Here is a 26,281-nt window from a genome sequence, read left to right on the forward strand (position 1 = left end):
GCCGATGAGTACCGAGCAGCTCCGCGCCCGCGTTGACGCCTACCTTGCCCGCCTGCCGCTGGAGCCGGCGCAGGCGGAGACGCTGCGCACGCGCGCCGACGCCCTGCTGCGGCGCCACCCGACACCCGATGCCGCCGCCGTGTTCAGCGAGCTGCACGAGGCCCTGGCGGGCGAAGCACCGCCGGCCGACGCCCCCTCGCTGGCCTCGATCGAGGCACGGCTGCAGCGCCTGACCGAGGGCACGCCGCACAAGCGCGGCGACGCCGAGCTGGAAAACGCCTTCCAGCGCGACCGCCAGGGCCGCCTGCGCCTGGTGTCGACGCCGCCGATGAAGCGTGCCTCGATGGTGCCGCGCCCCTGGGACCGCAACCCGCTGGGACGCCTGTGGCAGTGGCTGGGGGGCCTGGTAGGGCGCGAGAAACCGCACCTGCAGTCGCGCGACGAGCCCTTCGTGCCGGATTCGCCGGTAAGCCAGTCGCCCTGGCGCAACGCCGGCCGCAACCGCCGCTTCCTGCTGCTGGGCCTGGTGCTGGCGCAGACCTATGTCGCCAGCTACTTCATGATGGCGGTGCTGCCCTACCACGGCCGCCACCACCTGGAGATGGCGCTGCTGGCGGTCTACGCCGTGCTGTTCGCCTGGATCTCGGCCGGCTTCTGGACCGCGATGATGGGCTTCTGGGTGCTCCTCCGGGGCCGCGACAAGTACGCGATCAATGCCTCTGCCGCGCCCAACCTGCCGCTGCCGCCCAAGGGCCGCACCGCGATCCTGGTGCCGATCTGCAACGAGGACGTGGTGCGCGTGTTCGCCGGCCTGCGCGCCACCTACGACTCGCTGGCCCGCGCCGGCGTGCGCGAGCACTTCGACTTCTACATCCTCAGCGACACCTCCAAGGCCGACGTGCGCGTCGCCGAGCTGGATGCCTGGCTCAAGCTGTGCCGCGAGGTGGACGGCTTCAGCCACATCTTCTATCGCCTGCGCCGCCACCGCATCAAGAAGAAGGCCGGCAACGTCGCCGACTGGTGCCGCCGCTGGGGCAGCCTGTACCGCTACATGATCATCCTGGACGCCGACAGCGTGATGTCCGGCGACTGCCTCAAGCGCCTGGTGCAGCTGATGGAGGCCAATCCCGGCGCTGGCATCATCCAGACCGCGCCGCGTGCCGCCGGGCGCGAGACGCTGTATGCGCGCATCCAGCAGTTCGCCACCCGCGTCTACGGCCCGCTGTTCACCTCCGGCCTGCACTTCTGGCAGCTGGGCGAGAGCCACTACTGGGGCCACAACGCGATCATCCGCGTGGCGCCGTTCATGAAGCACTGCGCACTCGGCAGCCTGCCGGGCAAGGGCGCCCTGTCCGGCGCGATCATGTCGCACGATTTCGTCGAGGCGGCGCTGATGCGCCGCGCCGGCTGGTCGGTATGGATCGCCTACGACCTGGCCGGCTCCTACGAGGAAATGCCGCCGGCGCTGCTGGACGAACTCAAGCGCGACCAGCGCTGGTGCCAGGGCAACCTGCAGAATTTCCGCCTGTTCTTCACCTCGGGCCTGCACCCGGCGCATCGCGCGGTGTTCATGACCGGCGTGATGGCCTACCTCTCTGCGCCGCTGTGGTTCCTGCTGCTGATCCTGTCCACCGCGGCACTGGCGCTCAGCGTGCACGTGGAACCGCAGTACTTCACCGAGCCCTACCAGCTGTTCCCCAACTGGCCGGAATGGCACCCCGAATGGGCGCTGCGCCTGTTCGGCGCCACCATGACCCTGCTGTTCCTGCCCAAGGTCCTCAGCGCGGTGCTGATCCTGTTCCGGCGCCAGGACCTGAAGCTGCACGGCGGCCCCGGCCGCCTCGCCGCCAGCCTGCTGCTGGAGATGCTGTTCTCGGCGGTGCTGGCCCCGGTGCGCATGCTGTTCCACGCGCGCTACGTGACGGGCGCCCTGCTGGGCTTCGCGGTGCAGTGGAAGTCGCCGCCGCGCGACGACGCCGCCACCCCCTGGAGCGAGGCGATCAAGCGCCATGGCCTCGGCACGCTGCTGGGCCTGGGCTGGGGCGCCTACGTCTACACGCTGGACAAGGAATTCCTGTGGTGGCTGCTGCCGGTGGCCGGCAGCCTGGTGATCGCGATCCCGGTGTCGGTATGGAGCTCGCGCGCCGGCATCGGCCGCTGGTTCCGCCAGCGCCGCCTGTTCCTGATCCCCGAGGAATCCTTCCCGCCGCGCGAACTGCGCTGGCTGCGCGCCGGCCTGCGCCGCAACCGCGCCGAGCCGCCCGATTTCCGCGCCGCGGTGACCGACCCCCTGGTCAATGCCCTGTCCTGCGCCGCCGGCGTGCCGCGCGAGATGCAGCCGGAGCCGATGCGCCGCACCCGTTCCCTGCTCGTGCAAAAAGCACTGGCGCGCGGTCCCTCGGGCCTGGGCGACGCCGAGCGCAACCTGCTGCTGGCCGACCCGGTCTGCCTGTCGCGCCTGCACGGCCTGGCCTGGACCGCACCCGAAGCCTCGCCCGAGTGGAAGCCTTCGTCACCGAACTGACATGACGACGTAATACGCCTTCAACGCGCGGTTCATACAGTTCGCTCCGTCAAAATAGGAGCGAACGCATATGTCCGCAATCATCGATGGCGATCTTCCGCGCAAGCCGCGCTTCGAACTCGGCTTCGCCGAGACCGCTGCAGAAGTGCTGGAAACCCAGCAGCTGCGCTACCGCATCTTCGCCGGCGAACTCGGCGCACAGATCGACAGCGGCGCCGAAGGCGTCGACCGCGACCGCTACGACGAATACTGCCGTCACCTGTTCGTCCGCGAAATGGAATCGGGCCGCATCATTGCCTGCACGCGCATCCTCACCGACGACCGCGCCGCGCTGGCGGGCGGCTTCTACTCCGCCGGCGAGTTCGACCTGGACATGATCAACGGCCTGCCGGGCCGCGTGATGGAAATCGGCCGCACCTGCGTCGACGCGGAGTACCGCAGCGGCGCCGTGATCGCGACCCTGTGGCAGGGCATCGCCGCCTACGTCACCAACGAGGGCTACGACTACCTGTTCGGCTGCGCCTCGATCGGCCTGGAAGACGGCGGCGTCGCCGCTCACGCGATCCTCGACCAGATCCGCGGCAAGTACCTGGCCCCGGCCTCGCAGCACGTGCGTCCGTACGTGACGCTGCCGGCCGCCGATGCCCGCGCCACCGAAAAGCCGAAGCTGCCGCCGCTGCTGAAGGCCTACCTGAGCCTGGGCGCCAAGGCCTGCGGCGAACCCTACTGGGACCAGGACTTCAACTGCGCCGACGTGTTCATGCTGCTCAACGTCTCCGACCTGCACCCGCGCTACGCGCGCCACTTCCTCGGCAAGGGTGCCGAGGAAACCGCGCCGCTCGCTGCGGGCCACGCCTGAGGCTCCGGCGCATGAACACCGCCATCGCCTGGCTGCGCGGCCTGCGCCTGGTCATCCACCTGGCGGTGGGCCTGGGCCTGGCGCTGGCCGTGCGCGTGGACTTCACGCGCCGGCTCAGCGGCCCGCGCCTGATGCACTGGTGGACCGGGATGCTGCTGGAGATCCTCAACATCCGCCTGTTCGTCAGCGGCCAGCCGGCCAGCGGCGCGCGCTTCACGGTGTCCAACCACGTGTCCTGGCTGGACATCCCGCTGATCGGCGCCTGCGAACCCACGCACTTCCTGTCCAAGTCCGAGGTACGCGACTGGCCGGTGGCAGGCATGCTGGCCGAGGCCTGCGGCACCTTCTACATCCGCCGCGGCAAGGGTGGCTCGCGGCCGCTGCTGAACCTGCTGGTGCCGCACCTGCGCGCCGGCGGCAACGTCGTGGTGTTCCCCGAGGGCACCACCACCGACGGCCGCGACGTGCTGCCGTTCCATTCGCGCCTGTTCGCGGGCGCGATCGAGGCCGGCTGCCCGGTGCAGCCGGTGGCGATCCGCTACGGCCGTGCGCGGGACGGTGCCGCCGTGGCGCCCTTCATCGGCGACGACGACCTGGTGAGCCATGTGCTGCGCATCCTGCGCACCCCGGAGCTGGTGGCCGAGGTGACCTACTGCCGGCCGATCCCGGTCCAGTCGATGGACCGCGATACCCTCTGCGCCGCCGCCCAGGCCGCTGTCCGCGGCGTGCTGGGTCCTGCGGCCTCGGCGGCCATCGCCGAACTGCCGGTGGAGCAGCCCCTGGCCGCCTGAAGCGGCATGGGGTGGCCTGCTGCAGGCCCAAAGGGTAGTAAAATGGGCGCAGGTCATACCGAGCAGCCATGAGCACCACCCCTCCTTCCGCAATCAAGCCCATCATCCAGGGCGAAAAGCTGCGTGGCGCCGACAAGATGGCGCGCATCCCGGTCAAGATCGAGGCCTCCACCACCCTGCTGCGCAAGCCCGAGTGGATCCGCGCCAGGCTGGGTGAGTCCTCGGAAGTGGCGCGCATCAAAAAAGCCTTGCGCGACAACGACCTGCACACGGTCTGCGAGGAAGCCAGCTGCCCCAACCTGGGCGAGTGCTTCGGCAAGGGCACGGCCACTTTCATGATCATGGGCGCCATCTGCACGCGGCGCTGCCCGTTCTGCGACGTCGCCCATGGCCGCCCCAACCCGCTGGACCTGGACGAGCCGGCCAAGCTGGCGAAAACCATCCGCGACATGCGCCTGCGCTATGTCGTCATCACCAGCGTCGACCGCGACGATCTCAGGGACGGCGGTGCCGCCCACTTCGCCAACTGCATTCGCGAGAGCCGCGCGCTGTCGCCGACGCTGCAGATCGAGGTGCTGGTGCCCGACTTCCGCGGCCGCATGGACCCGGCGCTGGCGATCTTCAAGGACACGCCGCCGGACGTGTTCAACCACAACCTCGAAACCGTGCCGCGCCTCTACAAGCAGGCCCGCCCCGGCTCCGACTACGACTGGTCGCTGGACCTGCTGGAACGCTTCAAGGGCCTGCACCCCGAAGTGCCGACCAAGTCGGGCCTGATGCTGGGCCTGGGCGAGGAGATCGACGAGATCGAGCAGGTCATGCGCGACCTGCGCGCGCACAAGGTCGACATGCTGACCCTGGGCCAGTACCTGCAGCCCTCGCGCAGCCACCTGCCGGTGGCGCGCTACGTACACCCCACCGAATTCGAGCGCCTGCGCGTGATCGGCGAGGAGATGGGTTTCAAGCACGTCGCCAGCGGCCCGATGGTGCGCAGCAGCTACCACGCCGACCAGCAGGCGCACGGCGTCATCTGAAGATCTGCATGGAAATCGAAGACAGCCACGTCGAGAAATTTGCCGCCGTCTGCGCCGAGGCGATCCTCACCTACCTGGATTCCGGCGAGCCGCAGTGGGTGACCTGGGACGGCTACTCGCACCGCTTCGACTTCCTGTCGGTGGAGCTGGACCCGCCGGTCCTGCCGGTGGTGCTCAGCATCGAGGAAGGCTGGGACCGCATCGGCGACTTCGGCGAGATCACCGACCCGCAGCACGAGCACTTCGACGCCGACGCGCTGCGCGAGGCGATCCAGCAGCTCCTCACCGACGAGGGCGTGGGCGAGCGCATCCTCAAGCGCTTCCTGGCCAAGCTGGAGAAGCTGGAGGAAGAGCTGGACGAGGATGAAGGGCCCGCCGGCGTGGCCGGGCCCGACGAGGACTGAGATGCATCTCCCGTGGGAGCGGGCCGTTGGCTTAACTCGGGATGACATGAAGTCATCCCTCGCCAGGGCCAACAGCAGCCGCGATCTTATTCTGGGGCTACCAAAAGATCGCGGCTAAAGCCGCTCCCACAAAAGCACGAAAAAAGGGCCGGCTATTGCCGGCCCTTTTTCCTTCTGCCCCTTTGCTACTGCACGCGCACCGCGATGCCGCGCACGGTCGGCCCGCCGGTGGCGATCGTGCCCAGCGAGGTCGCCGTGCCGGTCGCCAGGTTGATGCGCACCAGCGTGGACAGGCCACCCGCGACCGGAACCACCGCCGCCAGCGCATAGCCGTTGCGGCCGCCGACGATGTCCATGTCGCCCAGTGTGCCCAACGGCGGCGGCGCCGCCACGCCGAGCGCGCCGACCAGGGTCCCGACACCGCAGTTCGGATTGCCGGTATCGCCGGGGCAGGCACCGCCGGTGGCCGGATCGGCGCCGATCCGCACCAGGCTGGCGGTGACCGCACTGATGCCATACAGCGTCGTGGCCGTGGTGCCGACGAAGTTGTTGGCGTAGGCGACGGCGACCAGGTCGTTGGCCGCACCGCTCAGCGTGCTGTCCGCTGTGGCCCCGTTATCCACGTCCGGGTTGATGCGGAAGTTCTGCCCTGTGGTGCTGACCAGGCGCAGCAGGTCCGGCACCGGGTTGAAGTCGATCCCGGTGGTGCCGGCGATGATCACGTCGGCCCCCGCTCCGGTCCTCAGCACGCGGCCGCCGGTGGCCGCTCCGGTCGTCGGGTTGATGACGTAGATACGGTTCTGGTTGCTGAGGCCCACCAGCTGGCGGTTGCGCTGACCGTTGCCGGTGACGCGGAAGTCGATGTCGACCAGGAACTCGCCGCCGGCCAGCCCGGTGATCGCGACCGCTGCCGAGGGCGTGGCCGCAGCCGAGGGCAGGAAGTTCACCAGGTCGGTACCGTTCTGCAGCAGCGCGAACACCGTCACCGCCGGCCCTGGCGCCGTGGCCGGCACCAGGCTCATGCCGCGGACATGCTCGCCGGTGGCGCCGCCCACGGTGCTGGAAGCGGCCGCACCGGTAACAAGCGCGGCCGCGCCGGTGGCCAGATTCACCGTGTACAGCTGCGAGGTGGTGGAGCCCGCCGAGAAAGCCGCCAGCAGGGCCTGGCCGTTGAGGCCGTCGATCTCCAGGGCATTGGTGCCTTCGATCGCCACGCCCAGCGCGCCGACGTTGTTGACGACGCCGCTGTTGGGATTGCCCGGATCGGCGGCGACGCCGCTGGCCGGGTCGCTGCCGATGCGCACCAGCGAGTCGGTGGCGTTGTTGATGCCGAACAGCGTGGTGCTGCCGCCATTGCTGGCGGCCAGCGCCGCGGCGCTGCGCAGGCTGTTGCTGTAGGCCGCGCCGCTGACGTCGGTGGCGGACAGCGCCGTGTCGGTGGTGGTGTCGCCGGTCTCGGGGTTCACGCGCAGGTTGAGTCCGTTGGCGGCGGTGATGCGCAGGCGGTCCGGCACCGGGTTGAAGTCGACTCCGAAGGAGAAGACCGTGGTCGGCAGCGCAGTGCTCATGGTGGCACGCGCGGTGGCGGCGGCGGTGTCCGGGTTGAGGATCATCAGGCGGCTGCCGCTGGTGACGGCATACAGCTCACCGGTGGCCGGGCGCGTGTCGATGCCGACGATGTTCTCGCCGCCCAGGCCGGTGACCGCGGTCGGCCCGGTGCAGAGCTTGGCGGGCGAGCCGCGGTTGAAACTGGCCAGCTTGTCGCCGGTGGCGCCGGTCATCAGCGCGACCAGTTCGCCGCGTGCCTGCCGTGTCGGCGAGGCCGCGATCGGTGTCAGCAGCGACACCACCTGTTCGCCGGCATTGACGCCGATCGCTCCGATCGCGGTCGCCGCACCGGTGGTGAGGTCGATGGTGTGCAGGGTCGGCGCGCCGGCACCGCTGGACAGCACGGCGACGCCGGTGTTGGTCGGCAGGCCATCGCCCGCCGTGCCGGTGAGCACGTCGAAGCCGTTGACCGCAGCCGGTGCTGCCAGGCCCAGGCTGCCGACGTTGAACAGCGTACCGCCATTGGGATCGGCCGAAGTCATCAGCATGCCGCTGGTGCTGTTGAGGTAGAACAGCGTGGTGCGGCAGGCCTGCGGGAAGCTCATGGTGTAGGCCGCTGCGCTGACGCCGGCGATGTCCGCCGTGGTCGCCGTGCGGCGGTCCTGCTTCAGCGTGCCGTCGACCGTGGTAGCACCGTCGGTGACGTTGATACGCAGGTTCTGTCCCGTATCGCTGATCACGCGCAGGCGGTCCGGCACCGGGTTGAAATCGACGCCGAAATTGGTGCCGGCCAAGGCCGTGGCGAGTGTCACTGGCGCCGAGGCCACGCCGGTCGCGCGATCGAGCCGCATGATGCGGCTGGTGCTGGTCACGGCATAGAGGTTGCCGTCGGCCGGCCTGAAGTCGGCGCCGACGATGCGCTCGCCGCCGGCGAGACCGGTGACCGACATCGCGGTGCGGATGCTGCCGGGTGTGGCGCGGTTGAAGCTGAGCAGACGCTGGCCGGCGGCGCTGGAGGTGAGGACGAAGGTATCGCCCGGCGTCATCGGCACAACCGGACCACCGCCCGGGCCATCAGGCCCGCCGTCATCGGAATCATCGCAGGCCACCAGGCCCGCCATGGCCATCGACAGCATTGCCGCACGCAACACGAATCCTGGATTCCGCATGGTCCGCCTCCCTGCTCGCGCCCGGCGGAACCGCTCTGTCCGGGGCTGGACAGCGCTGGCCGGGGCTCAGAGTCTACGCCCCGCCCCGGCCTATGGATGCAGACCAGTTCTCAATAGGCCCTAGCTCGCCAGTTCTTTCACTAGCTTGCTATGGATGCCGCCGAAATCACCGTTGGACATCACCAGCACGCGGTCGCCCTCCTGGGCCTCGGTGGCGATCGCCGCCACCAGCATGGCGAGGTCGTTGTGCACATGCAGGCGCGGGCCGACTTCCTGCAGCGCTGCCGCGGCATCCCATTTGAGATCCGGCCGGGCGTAGACGAAGACCTTGTCCGCGGCCTGCAGGCTGTGCGCCAGTTCCGCGGCGTGCGAGCCCATGCGCATGGTGTTGGAGCGCGGCTCCAGCACCGCCAGGATGCGGCCGCTGCCCGGCTGCTGGCGCAGCGCGTCCACCGTCACGGCGATCGCGGTGGGGTGATGGGCGAAATCGTCGTAGACCTTCACACCGCGCGCCTCGCCGACCAGTTCCAGGCGCCGCTTGACGCTCTGGAAGGCGGCGATGCCCTCGATCAGGGTCGCCACCGGTACGCCGACATGATGCGCGGCGGCGAAGGCCGCCAGCGTGTTGGAGCGGTTGTGCGTGCCGGCCAGGGGCGTGGCGACCAGGCCCTGGTCCTCGCCGCGGACGAACAGGCGGAAGCCCTCCGCAGTGGGCTCGGCGCGCCAGCCCTGCTCGCTGTCGAACCAGTCGCGCTCGCTCCAGCAGCCCTGCTCCAGCACCCGCGCCAGCACGGCGTCGGCGCCGTTGACCACCAGGCGGCCCTGCCCCGGCACGGTACGCACCAGGTGATGGAACTGGCGCTCGATCGCGGCCAGGTCCGGGAAGATGTCGGCGTGGTCGAACTCGAGGTTGTTGAGGATGCAGGTGCGCGGGTGGTAGTGGACGAACTTGCTGCGCTTGTCGAAGAAGGCCGTGTCGTACTCATCGGCCTCGATCACGAAAGTCTTGCCCTTGCCCAGGCGCGCCGACAGGCCGAAATTCATCGGCATGCCGCCGACCAGGAAGCCGGGCTCCAGCCCCGCATGTTCCAGCAGCCAGGCGAGGATGCCGCTGGTGGTGGTCTTGCCGTGGGTACCGGCCACCGCCAGCACATGGCGGCCCTGCAGCACGTTCTCGGCCAGCCACTGCGGACCGGAGACATAGGGCAGGCCTTCGTTGAGTACGTACTCCATCGCCGGGTTGCCGCGCGTGACGACGTTGCCGACCACGACCATGTCCGGACGCGGCATCAAATGGTCCGGCTCGTAGCCGCGCATCACCGCGATGCCGAGCTGCTCCAGCTGCGTGGACATCGGCGGCCAGGCATTGGCGTCGGAGCCGGTGACGGTGTGGCCCGCCTCGCGCGCGATCGCCGCGATGCCGGCCATGAAGGTGCCGCAGATGCCGAGGATATGGATGTGCATGGGTCGCTCAGGCCCCGCCGAGGCTGAGCTGCATGCCGATCATCAGGAACAGGACCGACAGGAAGGCCAGCAGCGCCCAGACGCCGCCCGCCAGCAGGAAGATGCGGGAGATCACCGCGATCTGCCAGGTACCCAGCATCATCAGCACCATGATCGGCATCGATGGCGGCGACGGCAGCTTCTCGGGATGCTTGGCCAGTTCCGGGTTCTTGGCGATCAGGTCGGCGATCTGCGCCAGCACCGGCGCCAGCTTGGCGAAGAACGGCACCATCAGCAGGGTCAGCACCGCGCCGCTGACGACCAGGGCGTTGAAGGTCTGCTGGAAGCGGTTGTCGAGCTTGCGCGCGGCCAGGGTCAGGCGCGTGAACAGCGCCAGGAAGCCGACGTTGACGAAGCCACCGAACAGGGCGGCCAGCGGCGGCATCAGGAACATCAGCAGTGCGGCATTGGCCAGCACGCCGAAGCCCAGGCAGGCCAGGGTCAGGTTGCGGCCCGGGTCATAGGGAAACTCCTCCGGACCGGCACGGAACAGCAGGATCTTGAGGGTCGCACTGGAGACGGAAGCGAGCATTGTCGGTGGTCTGGGGCCTAAAGCCGGTATTCTAATGGGAATATTCCCCATAACTCCCATGCCGACCCCTTTCATCAATACCCCCGCCCCGCTGGCGGAGCTGGCCCAGGGCTGGGCCGGCCGCGAATGGCTCGCGATCGACACCGAGTTCGTCCGCGTCGATACGTACAACGCGAAGCTCTGCCTGATCCAGGTCGGCGACGGCCGTTCCTCGGTCTGTGTCGACCCGCTGGCGATCAGGGAACTGCAGCCGCTGCTGGCGGTGCTGGCGCAGCCGCAGACCACCAAGGTGCTGCACTCCGCCAGCCAGGACTACGAGATCTTCGTGCAGCTCACCGGCGCCGCGCCGGCGCCGCTGTTCGACACCCAGATCGCCGCCACGCTGCTGGGCTACGGCGACCAGATCGGCTACGCCGGCCTGATCGAGAAGCTCTGCGGCGTGACCCTGGACAAGAGCCTGTCGCGCACCGACTGGTCGCGGCGCCCGCTGAGCGAGGCCGAGCTGGCCTATGCCGCGGCCGACGTGCAATACCTGGCCCAGATCTACCCGCGCCTGCGCGAGGAGCTGGTGCAGGCCGGCCGCCTGGCCTGGCTGGAAGAGGACTGTGCCCGTCTCTGTGACCCGGAGCGCTACCGCACCGCGCCGGAGGACGCCTGGCAGCGCCTCAAGGGCCTGGCGCGGCTGTCGGCGCGCGACCAGCAGGTGGCCGCCGCACTCACGGCCTGGCGCGAGACCGAGGCACAGGCGCGCAACCGGCCGCGCAAGTGGATCCTGGAAGACGACCCGATCTACCGCATGGCCGAGCGCAAGCCGCAGACGCTGGCGCAGCTCGAAGCGCTGCAGGTGCTGCAGCCCAAGACCCTGCAGCGCCACGGCGAGCGCCTGCTGGCCCTGGTGACCCAGGGCCTCGCGGCGCCGGCCGAGGTGCTGGCCACCGACGACCAGCTGGAGCCGGAGCAGAAGGCGCGGCTCAAGGCGCTGCAGGCGAAACTGACCGACATCGCCGCCGCACTGAAGCTGCCGGCCACCTTCATCGCGCCGCGCGCCGACATGCAGGCGCTGCTGCTGCAGGGCGAGAAGGCAAAGGTGCCGCTGCTGCAGGGCTGGCGGCGGCAGGTGGCGGGGGAGGAGTTGCTGAAGCTTTGATTCCGCTCCCCTCTCCCGCAAGCGGGAGAGGGGAAACAGCAGCACAAAACAAAACGGGCCCGCATTGCGGGCCCGTTTCACATCCGAACAGCTCAGCGCGCGACTGCGAGGATGCGGTTGAAGATGTCCTCGAGGCTGCCGATGCCTTCCACCGTGACTACCTTGCCCTGCTTGCTGTAGTAGTCCAGCAGCGGGCGGGTCTCGGCGTTGTACACCTCGATACGCTTGCGGATGACGTCTTCCTTGTCGTCCTCGCGGCCTTCCTTCACGGCGCGGTCGAGCAGGCGCTTGACGATCTCCTCGTCGGTTACGTGCAGGTGCACGGCCTTGTCGATGCCCGGCTGGCCCAGGCGCTTGAGCATGCCGTCCAGCACCTCGGCCTGCGCGGTGTTGCGCGGGAAGCCGTCGAGGATGAAGCCCTTCTGCGCGTCGGCCTGGCCGAGGCGTTCCTCGACGATGCCGATGACGATTTCATTGGCCACCAGGCCGCCGGCGTCCATCACCGCCTTGGCCTTCTTGCCCAACTCCGTACCGGCCTTGACGGCGGCGCGCAGGGCGTCGCCGGTGGAAATCTTGGGGATGCCGAAGTGGGACACCAGCTTCTCACCCTGGGTGCCCTTGCCCGAGCCGGGCGCACCCAGCAATATGAGTCTCATTGTGTTGTCAGCCTCTTTCTATGTGTACCCGCGGCGTCCTTGGAGTCCCCCGCCGGGGTTGAAACGGCCACCGGCGCTGCGGCCGGTGGAAATGCGTGGCTGCGGCCAGTTTATTAAACTATGCGGCTCTAGCCTAGGGGCAAGGGATGGAACAGCTGTGCACCACCCCCTCCCCCGGGTCTGACCGCACTCCCCTGCCAGCCGGCAACTACTGAGGTTAATCAAGAACATGGGCATCGAAGCACTGGGTCCGGGCGACAAGGCCCCGAACGAGTTTTACGTCGTCATCGAAATCCCGGCCTATGGCCCGCCGGTCAAGTATGAAGTGGACAAGGACACCGGCCTGCTGATGGTCGACCGTTTCATGAACGTGGCCATGTCCTACCCGGCCAACTACGGCTACGTGCCCAAGACCCTGGCCGGCGACGGCGATCCGGTGGACGTGCTGGTGATCACCCCGCACCCGGTGGTGGCCGGTTCCATCATCAAGTGCCGCGCGCTCTGCGTGCTCGACACCGAGGACGAGAAGGGCACCGACGCCAAGCTGCTCGCCGTGCCGGTGGACAAGGTCAGCAACGGCGCCTACGACCACCTCCAGGACCTGGCCGACGTGCCGGAGCGCGTCAAGAACGAGATCCACCACTTCTACAGCTCCTACAAGCTGCTCGAGAAGGGCAAGTGGGTCAAGATCTCCGGCTGGCGCGACGCCGCCGCCGCGCGCGAGGAAATCGCCAAGGGCATCCGCGACTACAAGGGCTGATTCCGCAGCCCGTTGCAGGAAAAGGCAGGCTTGAAGCCTGCCTTTTTCATTTTGCACGACCGCCTGCCTATACTCGCCGCACCAGGGATGGGGGAGAGTTTTCGATGCGGGGGCATTGGGGCATGCAGGCATTCGCCTGCGCGGTTTTGCTGCTGGCCGGTGACGTGCGGGCGCAAGCGCCGGAGTTGGCGCGGGCGATGCTGCTGCAGCCGCCGGCCTGGGTCGAACGCGGCGACAGCCGCCTGCCGCTCTACCCCGGTGCCGCGATCCTGCCTGGCGATCGCGTCGTCACCGGTCTCAACGGCCGCGTGCAGCTGGAACTGGAAGACAGCAGCACGATCAAGCTGGGCGAATCCGCGCAGTTCGAGCTGCCGGCGCTGGAAGTGGTCGACGACGGCAGCGAAACCGGATTGCTCAAGGGCGCGCTGAAGATCCTCAAGGGTGCGTTCCGCTACACCACCGGCGCGTTCTCCGAGCTGCGCAAGCGCGAGCTGGACGTCTACGCCGGCCCCACGGTCACCGCCGGCATCCGCGGCACCGATATCTTCGCCAAGAGCGACGACAGCCAGGACCTGCTGTGCCTGCTGGAAGGCACGGTGCAGGTCTCCAGCCCGGACGCGCCGCTGCAGACCATGGACCAGCCCAATACCTTCTACGTGGTGCCGCGCGGCCAGCCGCCGAGGCCGATCGGGCCGACCCCGCCGCAGAAACTCGCGACCTGGCTGCCCTCCACCGAGATGCGGCCGCAGGAGCCGGCGCTCAAGTCCGGCGGCCGCTTCCGCCTGGTGCTGCTGTCGGTGGGTACCGAGGAACAGGCCGCCGGCGAAGCGGGCCGGCTCGGCGCGCTGGGCTACCCGGTGGAAACGCTCGCCAGCCAGACACCCGCCGGCCTGCGCCACCGCGTGCTGCTGGGCGGCTTCGCCAGCTACGGCGACGCGCTGCAGTACCGGCAGCTCGCCGCCCAGCGGCTCAAGATCAAGGGCGCCTGGGTGATGCGTCCATGAGCCCCTGCACCAGGGCCTGTTGACGCGATTGCAGTATCCGCACACGGAATCCTGCAAGAATGATCGTGTAGAAAGAACAAACCCCTTCTGGAAATCGCACCATGAACCAGCCCCCCATCGGCAGCTCGCCCGAAGCGGAACGCAACACCCTGCTGATCGCCTACGTGCTGCACATCATCGCGCCGTTCACGTTCTGGACCGCGGCGATCGCCGGCGTGATCATCGACCACATCAAGATCAACGAGACCAGCAGCGAGTTCATCCGCAGCCATCACCGCTGGCTGATCCACACCTTCTGGTGGGGCCTGCTGTGGCTGGTGATCGCCAGCGTGCTGGTATGGTTTCTGGTGGGCTTCGTGATCTACGCCGTGGTGGCGATCTGGTGGCTGTACCGCGTCGTGCGCGGCGGGCTGTCGTTCATGGAGAACCGGCCGATCGTGATGTGATCCGGCTCCCGCAGGAGCGGCTGTTAGCCGCGATGGAGCTGTATCGCGGCTAACAGCCGCTCCTACGGAAAACCTAGCCTTGGGGCGACCAGAGCCACGCCGCGCCCCGCACGCCGCTGCTGTCCCCATGCACCGCCGGCACCAGCCGCGTCTCCACGCGGTCCGAGAACACCCACGGGTCCCATAGTACCGGCACGTGCCGGTAGAGCCGCGGCAGCCGCGACACGCCGCCGCCGAGCACGATCACGTCGGGGTCGATGACGTTGATCACATGGGCCAGTGCACGTCCGAGGCGGTCCTCGTAGCGCGCCAGCGTCGCCGCGCAGGCCTCGTCGCCGGCCTCGGCGCGCCGCGCGATCTCTTCACCGCGCAGTCGCTCGCCGACGCTGCGCAGGTGATCGTCCGCCATGCCTTCGCCGGACAGCCAGCTCTCGATCGCACCATGGCGGCCGTCGTAGTTGAGCGGCCCGGGAATCTCGCCCCACTCCGGCCGCGCCCAGGGCAAGGGATTGTGGCCCCACTCGCCGGCGATGCCGTTGGGGCCCTGCAGCAGGCGCCCGTGGACAACGATGCCGCCGCCGACCCCGGTGCCGAGGATCACGCCGAACACCACCGCCGCGCCCGCGGCAGCACCATCGCTGGCCTCGGACAGCGCCAGGCAGTCGGCGTCGTTGGCGATGCGCACTTCGCGCCCCAGCCGGCGCTCCAGGTCCTGCTTCAGCGGCTGGCCATTGAGGCAGGTGGAGTTGCAGTTCTTCATGCGGCCGCTGGCACGCGAGATCGATCCAGGCGTGCCGAAGCCCACGCGCAGTTCGCTGCGGCCCACCTCCCGCTCCAGGCTCGCCACCAGGCCGGCGCAGGCCTGCAGCGTCGCGGTGTAGTCGCCGGCGGGCGTGGCGATACGCTGGCGGCAGAGGATGTTCGATGCCGCATCCATGACAATGCCTTCGATCTTGGTGCCGCCGAGGTCGATGCCGATTCTCATCGGCCGGATTATAGATGCAGCACCTGGCGAATCATCCGCGCCGCGGGCATCCCGGCGCCTCGACACCGCCGCGGGGACTCCAGCCGGCCACCGGCAACGTGTCGCTCAGGCTCGGCGGCAGCACTCCGTCCGAGCCCCAGCTCGAGGCACGGGATCCCATGGCGAAATCCAGCGAGCCTCCTGAAGAAATGTCGGCGTACCGGATCCAGGCGCGCGGCAGCGTGCAGGAACCGAGTTGCGCCGACTGGATGTAATACGACCCCGGCGAGACGTCGCGGGCGGAGATGGTGAAGCTGCCGCCATCGACGGTCGGAAGCCTGACCTTCTCGAAGAAGGGCGATCCGATGACGTAGGTGTCGCTGCCCGGAGTCGCCGGGAACAGGCCGAGCGCCGCGGCGACGAAGATCGAGGACATGGTGCCGGCGTCGTTGTCCATCGTGATGAGGAAACCCTGCGGGTCGAGCCGGAACACCTCCATCTTCCTGGGGCGGATGTACTCGCCGTTGTTGGTGCCCTGCAGCGGGTTGCCGCCGTCGGCGATGTAGCGGTTGCAGGAGCTGCCGCCGTAAATCTGCCGCACCCAGTATTGCGCACGGCTCGGCTGTCCGGCGAAAACGAAGAGGTAGGGCCCGATCAGGTCGATCTCGTTGGCGTTGGCGTGCAGCATGCGGCCACAGTCATCGGGCGACTGCTCGCCGAAGAAGTAGCCGACCGCCTCGGCGAACTTCGCCTGACCGCCCATCAGCTGCATCATTCCGCCGAGATCGCCGGCGTTGTACCAGTTGTACTGCCACAGCGTGCCCTGGTAGAGGTTCGCATCGCCGAAAGCCTCCGGATCCGCATTGCCCCAGGAGCCGTCCGCACCCTTGGGCCACAGCAGGCCGATCTGCTCGCCGCCCGGCGAGGTCCAGCCGGCCTTGTTGAAGATCGCCCGGTAGCGGGTCGCCCGCTGCGCCAGCGCGTCGGCATCGGCGGCGCGACCCAGCGCGCGCGCGATGATCGACATCGCCCAGTCGTCATAGGCGGTGCCCACCTGGTCACCGACATGGTCGGGGAAGTAGCCGAGCGCGGTATTGGCTTCGTCCCAGCGGCCGTTCGAGTAGGCCTTCAGGGCTGGATAGGCCTCGGCCAGCCGCGGCAGCACCACGCCCTTGGCGACCGCGTCGGCGATCACCACCGCAGAGCGCTCGAAGCGCACCGTCGGCACGCTGTGGACCCGCGCGGCGGGGTTGGTCTCGCCGGTATGGGACAGGTCGGCGAACAGGTCGACCATCGAACGCGTCATGTCGCGGTAGCGCTGCGGATCGACCAGCGCGATCACGCCGTACTTGCGGAAGTCGTCCCAGGTGGCGAAGCCGTCGTAGTGGACGTAGCCCTCCGCGGAGCGGACCTGGCCGTCGATGCCGCGGTAGAGCCCGGTGGTGCTGGTCGCGTTCACCGGCGTGCCGAACATCTTGTAGAGGTGTGTATAGAACAGCTTCTGCAGCTTGCCGTCGGGGTCGGAATTCGCCGAGGCCGTGACCCTCACGCGCGACAGCAGGTCGTTCCACTCGCGGTAGGCATCGGCACGGACCTCCTCGAAGCTGCGGTCGCCGAGCTCCCGGCCCATGTCGATGCGCGCCTGCTCGGCGCTGATCGGCGACAGCGTGATCCGCAGGCCTACGGCCTTGTCGCTGGCAGTATCGAACTCGAGGATCGCGCCGGCGTCGGTGCCGCTCTGGCTCGTGGCGTTGCCGAGGGCAGCATCGGCCCCCCAGGTGCGCACGGAGCGGGCCGGCAGCGTGGTCTCGGCATGGTAGTAGACCCGGTAGTCCGCACCGTTGAAGTTGCCGTCGAGCTGGCCGGAGAGGCTGGCGCGGCCGTCGGGCAGCGAGGCGACTTCCAGCGTGGCATGGAGCCGCTCGCGGAAGTTCATCGACAGGTCGAGCACCAGGGTGGCGGTGTCCGTCGTGCCGGGGAAGGTGTAGCGGTCCCAGCCGCTGCGTGTGTCCGCGGTCATCTCGGCATGGATCGCGCCCGGCAGCAGGCCCGCCAGGTTCGAGGTATCGGGATTCAGATCGAGCAGCCTGACCTCGTAGTAGCCGGGCTCCGCGCTCTCGGCGGCATGGCTGTAGAACTTCGCGTAGGGGAGATAGGAGAGCGAGCCGTTGCTGTTGGCCTCTCCCAGCAGCGGCGGCCTGCGCCCGCCGCTGTAGCGGCCCTTGATCGGCACCACCAGCAGGTCGCCGCCGCCGCCGCTACCGCCGACACCGTCGAGATTGGTGTGGGTGAAGCCGGCGATCATCGGCACCTTGTAGTCGTAGCCGCTGTGCGACTTGTAGGGCCAGGTCACCGGATTCAGCTTCGCCAGTCCGTTGGGCACGTAAGCCCCTGGCAGGTCCTGGCCGAAGTCGTCCTGGGTGGCCACGAAGGGATCGACGTAGGCCGCGGCGTCCAGAGGCTCCACGGGCCCGGCCGGCGGCGGGTCCTGCGGGGCCGGCGTGGAGCTGCCGCAGCCGGCCAGCGCAAAAACCATGGCGAGCGCGGCCAGGGCGCGGAAGCGCATCATCGTTGATGTCATGGGTTTTCCCTGCGTCGATCGTCCAGCATAGGGGCCGCGCGTTGCAGCTTTTTGCCGAATGGAAAATCACCGGGCTCGCCCGCGGGAGCAAGCGTTTTCTTCAAGACGCGGGCCCCGCCGGCGCCGAAACTGCAGCCCTGGAAGAGTTCATCGAGGATCAAGACATGGGACAGCAGGCCTACACCCCCGCCCTGGGCCGCTTCGGCGCGGGGCAGCTCTACGACGCGATCATCGCGCTGACCGGCGAACGCCGCTGGCGCGGGGCCGCCGCAGGGCAGCTGGCGCTGGCGCCGGAAGACGTGGTGGTGGACGTGGGTTGCGGCTCCGGCAGCCAGATGCTGTTGATGCACGGCCTGGAGCCGCGGGCCCGCATCGTCGGCGTGGACCCCGATGCGCGCATGCTGGGTCTGGCGCGCGCCAAGGCGCAGCGAGCAGGCGCCACCCTGGAGTTCTTCGAGGGCATGGGCGATGCGCTGGAGGCGGTGTTGCCCGTCGGCAGTGCCAGCAAGCTGGTCTCCAGCCTCGTGCTGCACCAGTGCCCGATGCCGGTGAAGCGCGCCATCCTGGCCTCGATGCACCGCCTGCTGCGGCCCGGCGGGCGCCTGGTGATCGCCGACTTCGGCCTGCAGCGGACCCGGGCGATGCGCTCGGCCTTCCGCATCGTGCAGCTGGCCGACGGCTTCGAGGACACGCAGCCCAATGCCGATGGCGTCCTGCCTTCGTTGATCACGGCGGCCGGCTTCGTCGGCGTGCGCGAGGCGGAGGTGATTCCCACCATCACCGGCTCGATCTCGATCTACGTCGCCGAGAAGACCTGAGAGCGCAACAGGGGCAGCAGCTGCGAGGGCGGAACGCCGAACATCTCGCGCATCTGGCGACTGAGGTGCGCCTGGTCGGCAAACCCGGCAGCCAGCGCCGCATCGGCCAATCCGCCGCCGGTGGAGACCGCCTTCGCCGCCAGGCCGAAGCGCTGCCAGATGCGCCAGCGCGCCAGCGGCATGCCCAGCTGTTCCTGTGCCAGGGCGCGCAGCCGCTGCGGCGACAAGCCGGCCTGTCGCGCCAGTTCGGGCATGCTTCGATCGCCCGGCATCGACAGGGCATTCATGACCTGCTGCAGGCGCGCGTCCACGCTCAGGGATGCACTCGCGCCCAGGCTGCGGACCTGTTCCTCGCGCAGGTCGTGCAGCTGGGGCATGGCGGTGATCCCGCTGCCACAGCCCTCGCGCAGCAGGTCGGCGAAACGGCAGTGCGGCTCGATGAAGTAGTTGCGCAGCCGGGCGATCGGCTGCATCTGGTGGCGCAGTAGCGGCGGCACCACCAGCACCGGCGCGGCATGCAGCTGTGTGCCGTCGCTGATCGCCACCTCGCCCTGCGGCGCGATGGCGACCTGGAAGGCGGCATGGCGGTGCGGTGCGTTGTCGCCGGACGGGCCTTCGAACAGCGCGTAGCCCTTGCCGACGTGGAAGCGGATGGGCGGAGGTGGATCGGGGTGCATACGGGTACTGTAGCCCGATCCCAGGCTTTCACCCGCAGGAGCGAGCAAGCTCGCTCCTGCAGGGCAGGCCTTGTGCTCTTCAGCAGGTCGTCCCCATCGCCCTGCAGGCATCGCTGCCCGGCAGCACCGGCAGCTGCAGGCGCGACGGCGTGTCGCCGCCGATGGATACGAAGTTCAGGTTCGGCGCCGGCAGGGTGTAGGTGGCGGCGCCAACCAGGTAGAGCCGCAGCTTGTGGCCGGCGGCGAAGCGGTTGCCGATGGGCCAGAACTCGACGTGGTACTCGCGCAGCTGGCCCGGCAGCGCATAACTCTTGCTGCTGAAGTCGTTGTAGGGCTGCACGATCTCGCCGCGGCTGTCGCGCACGCTGCGCTCCTCGACGATGTCCGGATAGCTGCTGCGCAGGCGGCCGACGCCCACGGCATGGGCGCTGCCGTCGGGCCAGACGTCGGTGATCACGGCGTGCAGGTCGGCCTCGGGCAAGGCGGTGGCGACGTGCACGGTCAGCGCGGCCGGACCGACCACGTCCACGTCTTCGCTGAACTCCGGCGTGGTGTAGGTCAGGGACAGCGGCTCCATCAGCGTCAGCTGCGTCAGGATCGGGAAGGCCTTGAACAGCGTGATGGCACCGCCGGCGGCGACCGTGCCGGTGGTGTTGGGATCGGTCGCGGTGGGCAGCGAGGTGAGCGCGAGATAGGGCTGCGTCGCCTGCTGCTGCGGCGCGACCGGCGACAGGCCCCCGTCATTGGACGAGTAAGCGCCATGGCCGCGCGCGGGATCGAGCCAGAAGGTCTGCCAGCGCGTGCCGGGCACCGGCCAGTCGGTGGCATCCACCCGGGTCACGGCGCCGCCGATCTGCGCCTCGTAGCTGCCGTGGCCGACCAGCAGCTGCACGCGCGGCTCGCGGTCGATGCCGTTGTTCTGCCCCAGCAGATAACGGTCGAACCAGCGCTGGTACTCGGGACGGGGACCGGGCGTGCCTTCCGGTGTGCCGTCGTGCGCGCCGAACACGCGAAGGTGCACCTGCACGCCCTGCCGGCGCAGCAGCTGGTAGCTCTCGAAGGGACCGCGCGACTCCACGTCGTAGAAGCCGGTATCGGCCAGCACCGGGAAGCGGTTGGGCCCCGGGCGCTGCGTGCGGTCGACCCAGAATTCGTCCTCGCTGGCATGCGTCATCACCTGCAGGATGGTGCCGAGGAAGCCGGTGCCGGAGAAGATCGCGTCGATCGGCAGCTGGCCGCTGGTGAAGAAGTCGATGAAGCCGGCGGCGATCAGCGGCAGGCCGGCGCCGAAGGCCACGACGGCGCCGGGCACCAGGTTGAACATGCCGCCGGGATACAGCAGGTCGCGGTAGAGGTCGGCGGTGCCGGCCATCAGCGCCGCGGCGTCCACGCACTCCAGCTTCAGGTGCATGGAGTTGTAGACGGCGATGGCGCTGGCGGAGAAACCGTAGAGGCCGATATGGCCGTTGCTCCAGGGCTGATGGCAGGCCCATGCGACGAATTCGGCGACGTCCTGCTGGTCGCGGGCACCGATGGCGGACCAGGTGCCGGTGCTGCTGCCGGTACCGCGCACGTTGACGTAGACGTGGTTGTAGCCGGCGCCGAAATCCGGCAGGTCTCGGCCAATGTCGCCGTAAGGGCTGAACTGGACGATCAGGGGCCGCGCCTTGAGCTCGCCGTGGTAGGTGAGTTGCGCATGCAGGCGGGCACCATCGCTGGCCTCGAACTCCACGGCTTCCGTGGCCGGGGGCGGCGCTTCACGCGGATCGGGATCCGGGCCGGGGCCTTGCGGCGCCTGCGCCATGGGGTCCGAGGCGCCGCCGCAGGCCGACAGCAGCAGCGCCGCCAGCAGCAGGCCGGCGCGCTTCACCGCGTTGCCTCGCGCTCGGCCTCGGCGCGCCGCTCCTGCCGCTGCATCACCTTGTACATCACGTGGTTCATGATGCGCATGACGATGTCGTAGGTGATCGGGAACTTGCCCTGGAAGAAGTAGCCGATGCGGATATCCATCGACGTGAACACGAGGTAGCGGCGCGCACGGATGCCGGACAGGATCGCCTTGGCGGCCTTTTCAGGCGAGATGGCATGCGCCTGGAAGGCCGCCCTGAGCTTGCTCATGAAAGGGGCTCCGGTATCGATACCGGCAATCTGGATGGTCTGCACCAGCCCGGTGTCGACCCCGCCCGGGCACACCAGGCTGACGTCGATGTTGTGCCGGCGCAGGTCGAAGCGCAGCACCTCCGAGACGCCGCGCAGGCCGAACTTGCTGCCGCTGTAGGCGGCATGCCAGGGCAGCCCGAACAGGCCGGCGGCGGAAGAGACGTTGACCAGGTGGCCGCCACGGCCGGCGCGGACCATCTCGGGCACGAAACACTCCATGACGTGGATCGGCCCCATCAGGTTGACGTCGATCACCTGGCGCCACTGCCGGTGCTCCATGTTCTCCACCGCACCCCAGATGGCGATGCCGGCGATGTTGAGCACCAGGTCCATGCTGCCGTGCTCGCGGTGGATGTCGCGGGCGTAGTCGCGCACCGCCTCGTAGCTGGCGATGTCCAGCGCGCGGCTCACGGACACCTTGCCGCCGGCATTGACGATTTCGGCCACCACGGCCTCCAGGGCCTTGGCGTTGATGTCGGTGAGGAACAGTTCGGAACCCTCGCGCGCCATGGCGATGGCCGTGGCGCGGCCGATGCCGCTGGCGGCGCCGGTGATGAAGGCTTTCTTCTGTTTCAGGCTTTTCATGGGGCTGCTCGCTGGGGTGGCATCGCGTGATTGCATGGTAGGGAGCCCCCTGCCCGGCCGACAGGCTCGAAACCGGTCATCCGATGGTCCAAAATCGGCCACGACCGCCCCGCGACAGGGGGCATGGCAGGATTTGCCACAGGAACCCCACCGCCGGATTCGTATCGCACAGCCATGTCGACGACCGCCACCAAGCCGCTCTCGGGCTGGATCTCCGTACGCCATCTGCAGCACATGATCGGCCGCGGGGAGGCTGCCGGCCTGCGCTTCGACGACCTGCTGGGTGAAGCCGGCCTGTCGCGCGAGAAGCTGGTGGACGGTGAAGGCCGTGTGCCGCTTTCGGTCATCGAGTCGGTGCTGTCGGCGGTTTCCGAGAGATATCCCGATCCGTTGGTGGGCCTGCACGCGGCGCAGGACATCAAGCCCGCCGTGTTCGGTCCGCTGGGGCACATCCTGCAGGCCTGCACCACCTTTGCCGATGCGCTGGAGGTGGTGATCCGCTACCGCGGCCTGCTCAGCAATATCGGCCGCTCCTCGATGCGGCGCACGCCCGGCGAGGTGCAGCTGTGCTGGGAATGCCTGGTGGGCGGTCCGGCGCTGCGGCGCCAGGCCACGGAATACGTGCTCGCCACCTTCGCCGCGATGACGCGCGCGCTGCTGCCCGGGCCGCCGATGCTGCAGTCGGTGCATTTCGCGCATGCGCGCGCCGAGGCGCCGGAGGCGGCGCGCGAGTACTTCCAGCATTTCAACTGTCCGGTCTACTTCGACCGCGCGGAGTCCAGTCTGAACTTCCCCGACCGTGTACTGCAGATGCGCCTGCCGCATGGCGACGCGCTGATGAAGGACTTGCTGGAGCGCCACGCGCGCAGCCTGCTGGCGGAACGCGAGCAGCCGCGCGCACTGACCGACGAGGTGCGCCACCTGATCCAGGCGATGATCATCGAGGGCGTGCCGATGCGCGACCGCGTGGCCGAGCAGCTCGGCATGAGCGGCCGCAGCCTGCACCGCAAGCTGATCGAGTCCGGCAGCGGCTACCGCGAGCTGCTCGACGAGGTGCGCCTGGACCTGGCGCGGCAGCGCCTGCGCGACAGCGAGGATTCCGTCACCGTGATCGCCGAGTTCCTCGCCTTCCACTCGCACCAGGCCTTCCTGCGCTGGTTCAAGCAGGCTTCCGGCGGGCAGACCCCGGGGCAGTACCGCAAGGCCCGGCAACAGGGAGGCACAACCGCATGAACAGCACCCGCGAACTGCAACCCGAGCGCGGCTGGGTGCACGCGGCCGCACCGCGACTGCGGCCGCCGCCGCCCTCGGAGCGCGGCCTGCTGTTCCGCTCGGTCACCGGCGGCGCACGCCTGTTCGGCCGCAAGGAGCTGCCGGACCTGTTCCCGGTATTCCACATCAACCGCCGCCTGTTCTGGCCCTGGCTGTTCTTCGCCTCGCGGCTGATGCCCGGGGGACGGCTCAAGGCGAAGGAACGCGAGAAAATCATCCTGCGCACCGGCTGGAACTGCCGCTGCCGCTACGAATGGGGCCAGCACGTCGAGATCGGCCTGGGCGTGGGCCTGAGCGACCAGGACATCCTGCGCGTGTCGAAAGGCCCGGCGCATGCCGCGGACGACCGCGAACGCGCCCTGCTGCTGGCCTGCGACGACATGGCGCGCGAGCAGTGCATTTCCAGCGACAGCTGGGCGGCGCTGGCGGCGCACTACAGCGAACCCCTGCTGATCGAGATCACGATCCTGATCGGCCACTACCAGATGGTCGCTGGCTTCCTGAACAGCACGGGTATCGCGCTGGAGCCGGCGATCGAGCAGCAGCTGCAGGAGTTTCACCGGCGCCTCGGCATGAGCTAGCTGCGCCCAGAAGAAGCCGCCCCGGCGAGGCGGCCTATACATCGAGAGGAGACAACGGCAATGAACCACAATGCTGTATCGGGCGGTCGTGCCCGCGGTGCGGGCCTGCTCGCCGGCCTGCTGTCCTGCGGCCCCGCGCTGGCGCTGGACTACGAATGGCGCAACATCAACGTCTCGCTGGACGGGCGCGCGAGCCTCGGCGCCATGTGGCGCATGGAAGACCGCGACCATGCGCTGATCGGCAAGCTCAACTTACCGGGCCAGCAGGGCCTGTGCGCGCCGGACGATTGCATCGACCTGGGCGGCGACTCCGAACCCAACCAGCGCCTGGTGGATGCCGAGGGCGCCTTCCTCGGCCACGCCATCGACGACGGCAATCTCAACTACGGCCAGTACGAGATCACCTCGGCGGTGGCAAGACTGAAGACCGACCTGTCGCTGTCCTGGGAGAACTGGTTCCTGAGGGTGTCGGGCGTCGGCTTCTTCGATGCCGTCAACTACAACGCGGACGACTATCACCCCGACACCACCCATCAGCCGCGGTATACGCCACGCCCCAGGGGCGTGAACCGGGACACCGGGTCCGACATCGACCTGCTGCAGGCCTACGTGGCGGCGGACTTCGAAGTGGGAGAACACACCCTCAACGTGTCCGCTGGCCAGCAGATCCTGCGCTGGGGCGAGAGCAATCTCATCGCCCTGAACAGCCTCGCCGAGATCAACCCGCCCGACGAGAACGTCTTCTGGATGCCCGGCGCGCAGTTCCCCGACGCCTTCCAGCCGGTCCCGCTGGTGGTGATCTCGGGCGATCTCACGCCCGAGATCGACGCCGAGGTCTTCTACCAGTTCAAATGGAGGCACGCGCGGGCGGCGGCGGCCGGCAGCTTCATGTCTTCGTTCGAGGCCGCCAACGGACGCGACTACTTCCTGCTCAACCAAGGCCAGACGCCGGAAGATCCCAACGGCGAACACCACATCGCCGGCCTCGCCACCCTGCTCACCGACAGCTCCGCGTCCGCGCAGATGATCGGCGGCGGCTACGGCGATCCCGAGGACGGCGGCCAGTATGGCCTGCGCCTGAACTGGAGGGTGGACGAGTTCCTCGGCGGTACCCAGTTCAGCTTCTACGCCGCGAACTACCACAGCCGCATCCCCTACCTGGGCATGGTCGCCGGTGACGAGTCCTGCATCCGCGACTCGACCAACATCGTCGATGCCATCATCGACTGCCCGGTGCTGGCCAGCGGCTCGCTGGACCTGGGCGGCCTGCTCTATCACTACGCGGGCATCAACGTGACGGACCTGGTGCCCGCCATCAACATCGACCTGACCGCCGGCAAGGATGCCCTGCCCTTCGACACGCCCAAGGGCTTCCTCGACTACCCGGAGGACATCCAGCTCTACGGCATCAGCTTCAACACCAACATCGGCAGCTGGTCGCTGTCCGGCGAATATGCGTATCGCCCGAACCTGCCGCTCCAGGTCAGCCTGGTGGATGTCATCATGACCGGCGCGCAGCCGCTGTTCCCGCGGCGCGACATCGTCGTCGTCGCACCGCAGCTCGCCACCATCCCGAGCGCACGCACCTTCATTCCGGACTTTCTCAGCGTCTACCGCGGATACGACAACAGCGACCCGGACAATTCGATCCAGGCCGGCCAGGTCATCCACGGCTACGAGCGCCTGAAGGTTGGCCAGTTCAACCTGTCCGCCATCAAGGCCCTCTCGCCTTCGGATCTGCCATTCCCGCTGGGGACCGACCAGATCCTCGTGCTCATCGAGGGTGGCCTGACCCATGTCATCGACATGCCGGACCGGGACGAGCTGCAGTTCGAGGGATTCATCCTGCACAAGAACACGCACGCCAGCCCCGGCGCCGACGGCACCGGTTCGGGCGGCGTGCCGGGCCTGCGCTTTACCCCCACGCAGCAGACGGAAGGCTTCGCCGACGACTTCGCCTGGGGCTACCGGGTCAGCGTGATGATGGAATACAACGACATCTTCCTGGGCGTGAACTTCAAGCCCTGGCTGATCTGGGGACATGACGTGCAGGGCATCTCGCCGATGCCGAAGTCCGGTTACCAGGGTTTCGCGGAAGGCCGGAGGTTCTTCCAGGTCGGCTCGGAATTCTCCTTCCTGCGGGACTGGTCCGGCGGACTCTTCTACCGGGGCTCCACCGGCGACAACGACACCCTGCGCGACAGGGACAGCCTGACCGCGTTCCTGGCGTACACGTTCTGAGCGCGATCTTCCACCCGAGACAGCC

Annotated in this window: 22 protein-coding genes; 13 read left to right on the forward strand and 9 right to left on the reverse strand. The window is 68.6% G+C overall.

Features of this window, described 5'->3' with window-relative positions:
* Window positions 1–4 precede the first annotated feature (4 nt).
* From mdoH to D0B54_RS17320, 5 genes are all read left to right on the forward strand, one after another.
* The gene (gene mdoH, locus D0B54_RS17300) at window positions 5–2,524 is read left to right on the forward strand and encodes a glucans biosynthesis glucosyltransferase MdoH (RefSeq protein WP_117292508.1); all 2,520 of its coding nucleotides are present in this window, start codon (window positions 5–7) and stop codon (window positions 2,522–2,524) included.
* Between the two features lie 70 nt (window positions 2,525–2,594).
* The gene (locus tag D0B54_RS17305) at window positions 2,595–3,383 is read left to right on the forward strand and encodes a GNAT family N-acetyltransferase (protein WP_117292509.1); all 789 of its coding nucleotides are present in this window, start codon (window positions 2,595–2,597) and stop codon (window positions 3,381–3,383) included.
* A gap of 11 nt (window positions 3,384–3,394) precedes the next feature.
* A complete protein-coding gene (locus D0B54_RS17310; RefSeq protein ID WP_117292510.1) occupies window positions 3,395–4,174 on the forward strand; it encodes a lysophospholipid acyltransferase family protein in 780 nt (259 codons plus the stop codon).
* A 68-nt stretch (window positions 4,175–4,242) separates the two neighbouring features.
* Window positions 4,243–5,208 carry a lipoyl synthase gene (lipA, locus tag D0B54_RS17315; RefSeq protein WP_117292511.1) on the forward strand — a complete coding sequence of 322 codons (966 nt, stop codon included), beginning with the start codon at window positions 4,243–4,245 and terminating at the stop codon, window positions 5,206–5,208.
* An 8-nt stretch (window positions 5,209–5,216) separates the two neighbouring features.
* The gene (locus tag D0B54_RS17320; protein ID WP_117292512.1) at window positions 5,217–5,612 is read left to right on the forward strand and encodes a hypothetical protein; all 396 of its coding nucleotides are present in this window, start codon (window positions 5,217–5,219) and stop codon (window positions 5,610–5,612) included.
* Between the two features lie 185 nt (window positions 5,613–5,797).
* Here D0B54_RS17320 and D0B54_RS17325 read toward each other — a convergent pair whose 3' ends face one another.
* From D0B54_RS17325 to D0B54_RS17335, 3 genes are all read right to left on the reverse strand, one after another.
* A complete protein-coding gene (locus D0B54_RS17325) occupies window positions 5,798–8,329 on the reverse strand; it encodes a DUF4394 domain-containing protein (RefSeq protein ID WP_117292513.1) in 2,532 nt (843 codons plus the stop codon).
* Between the two features lie 120 nt (window positions 8,330–8,449).
* Entirely contained in the window at window positions 8,450–9,793 is a 1,344-nt protein-coding gene (gene mpl, locus D0B54_RS17330; RefSeq protein WP_117292514.1) for a UDP-N-acetylmuramate:L-alanyl-gamma-D-glutamyl-meso-diaminopimelate ligase, read from the reverse strand.
* 7 nt (window positions 9,794–9,800) lie between these two features.
* Entirely contained in the window at window positions 9,801–10,364 is a 564-nt protein-coding gene (locus D0B54_RS17335) for a hypothetical protein (RefSeq protein ID WP_117292515.1), read from the reverse strand.
* Window positions 10,365–10,422: 58 nt separating this feature from the next.
* Here D0B54_RS17335 and rnd point away from each other — a divergent pair, with 58 nt between their 5' ends.
* Window positions 10,423–11,511, forward strand: a complete 1,089-nt coding sequence (rnd, locus tag D0B54_RS17340; RefSeq protein WP_117292516.1) for a ribonuclease D — start codon at window positions 10,423–10,425, stop codon at window positions 11,509–11,511.
* Window positions 11,512–11,603: 92 nt separating this feature from the next.
* Here rnd and D0B54_RS17345 read toward each other — a convergent pair whose 3' ends face one another.
* Window positions 11,604–12,167, reverse strand: coding sequence for an adenylate kinase (locus tag D0B54_RS17345; RefSeq protein ID WP_117292517.1), 564 nt, complete (start codon window positions 12,165–12,167; stop codon window positions 11,604–11,606).
* A 229-nt stretch (window positions 12,168–12,396) separates the two neighbouring features.
* On the opposite strand from D0B54_RS17345, the gene ppa reads away from it, so the two are divergent.
* The 3 genes from ppa (at window position 12,397) to D0B54_RS17360 (ending at window position 14,377) form a co-directional block, all read left to right on the forward strand.
* The gene (gene ppa, locus D0B54_RS17350) at window positions 12,397–12,927 is read left to right on the forward strand and encodes an inorganic diphosphatase (RefSeq protein ID WP_117292518.1); all 531 of its coding nucleotides are present in this window, start codon (window positions 12,397–12,399) and stop codon (window positions 12,925–12,927) included.
* 122 nt (window positions 12,928–13,049) lie between these two features.
* A complete protein-coding gene (locus D0B54_RS17355; protein WP_162932503.1) occupies window positions 13,050–13,931 on the forward strand; it encodes an SPOR domain-containing protein in 882 nt (293 codons plus the stop codon).
* A 101-nt stretch (window positions 13,932–14,032) separates the two neighbouring features.
* Complete coding sequence (locus D0B54_RS17360) at window positions 14,033–14,377, forward strand: DUF4870 family protein (protein WP_117292522.1); 345 nt, start codon at window positions 14,033–14,035, stop codon at window positions 14,375–14,377.
* Window positions 14,378–14,450: 73 nt separating this feature from the next.
* Here the strand turns inward: D0B54_RS17360 and D0B54_RS17365 are convergent, their stop codons facing one another.
* A complete protein-coding gene (locus D0B54_RS17365) occupies window positions 14,451–15,362 on the reverse strand; it encodes an ROK family protein (protein WP_117292524.1) in 912 nt (303 codons plus the stop codon).
* A 31-nt stretch (window positions 15,363–15,393) separates the two neighbouring features.
* Window positions 15,394–17,922, reverse strand: coding sequence for a glycoside hydrolase domain-containing protein (locus D0B54_RS17370; protein WP_117292526.1), 2,529 nt, complete (start codon window positions 17,920–17,922; stop codon window positions 15,394–15,396).
* Between the two features lie 164 nt (window positions 17,923–18,086).
* Here D0B54_RS17370 and D0B54_RS17375 point away from each other — a divergent pair, with 164 nt between their 5' ends.
* Window positions 18,087–18,740, forward strand: coding sequence for a class I SAM-dependent methyltransferase (locus D0B54_RS17375; RefSeq protein WP_117292528.1), 654 nt, complete (start codon window positions 18,087–18,089; stop codon window positions 18,738–18,740).
* Here D0B54_RS17375 and D0B54_RS17380 read toward each other — a convergent pair.
* Genes D0B54_RS17380 through D0B54_RS17390 form a run of 3 tightly spaced genes read right to left on the reverse strand, consistent with a single transcriptional unit; the run spans window position 18,719 to window position 22,162 of the window.
* Window positions 18,719–19,465: a helix-turn-helix domain-containing protein gene (locus D0B54_RS17380; RefSeq protein ID WP_205527156.1), complete on the reverse strand. Its 747-nt coding sequence runs from the start codon at window positions 19,463–19,465 to the stop codon at window positions 18,719–18,721. The genes D0B54_RS17375 and D0B54_RS17380 overlap by 22 nt on opposite strands.
* Window positions 19,466–19,496: 31 nt before the next feature.
* Window positions 19,497–21,287, reverse strand: a complete 1,791-nt coding sequence (locus D0B54_RS17385; RefSeq protein ID WP_117292532.1) for a CocE/NonD family hydrolase — start codon at window positions 21,285–21,287, stop codon at window positions 19,497–19,499.
* Window positions 21,284–22,162, reverse strand: coding sequence for an SDR family oxidoreductase (locus tag D0B54_RS17390; protein ID WP_205527157.1), 879 nt, complete (start codon window positions 22,160–22,162; stop codon window positions 21,284–21,286). Before D0B54_RS17390 ends, D0B54_RS17385 begins: the two co-directional genes overlap by 4 nt.
* Window positions 22,163–22,336: 174 nt before the next feature.
* Here D0B54_RS17390 and D0B54_RS17395 point away from each other — a divergent pair, with 174 nt between their 5' ends.
* Genes D0B54_RS17395 through D0B54_RS17405 form a run of 3 tightly spaced genes read left to right on the forward strand, consistent with a single transcriptional unit; the run spans window position 22,337 to window position 26,256 of the window.
* On the forward strand, window positions 22,337–23,395 hold the full coding sequence (locus D0B54_RS17395; protein ID WP_162932504.1) for an AraC family transcriptional regulator: 1,059 nt from the start codon (window positions 22,337–22,339) through the stop codon (window positions 23,393–23,395).
* On the forward strand, window positions 23,392–24,015 hold the full coding sequence (locus D0B54_RS17400; protein ID WP_117292538.1) for a carboxymuconolactone decarboxylase family protein: 624 nt from the start codon (window positions 23,392–23,394) through the stop codon (window positions 24,013–24,015). The genes D0B54_RS17395 and D0B54_RS17400 overlap by 4 nt, the downstream gene beginning before the upstream one ends.
* A 60-nt stretch (window positions 24,016–24,075) precedes the next feature.
* A complete protein-coding gene (locus D0B54_RS17405) occupies window positions 24,076–26,256 on the forward strand; it encodes a DUF1302 domain-containing protein (RefSeq protein ID WP_117292540.1) in 2,181 nt (726 codons plus the stop codon).
* The last annotated feature ends 25 nt before the right edge of the window (window positions 26,257–26,281 follow it).

The sequence above is a fragment of the Solimonas sp. K1W22B-7 genome, from assembly GCF_003428335.1.
GTDB lineage: Bacteria > Pseudomonadota > Gammaproteobacteria > Nevskiales > Nevskiaceae > Solimonas_A.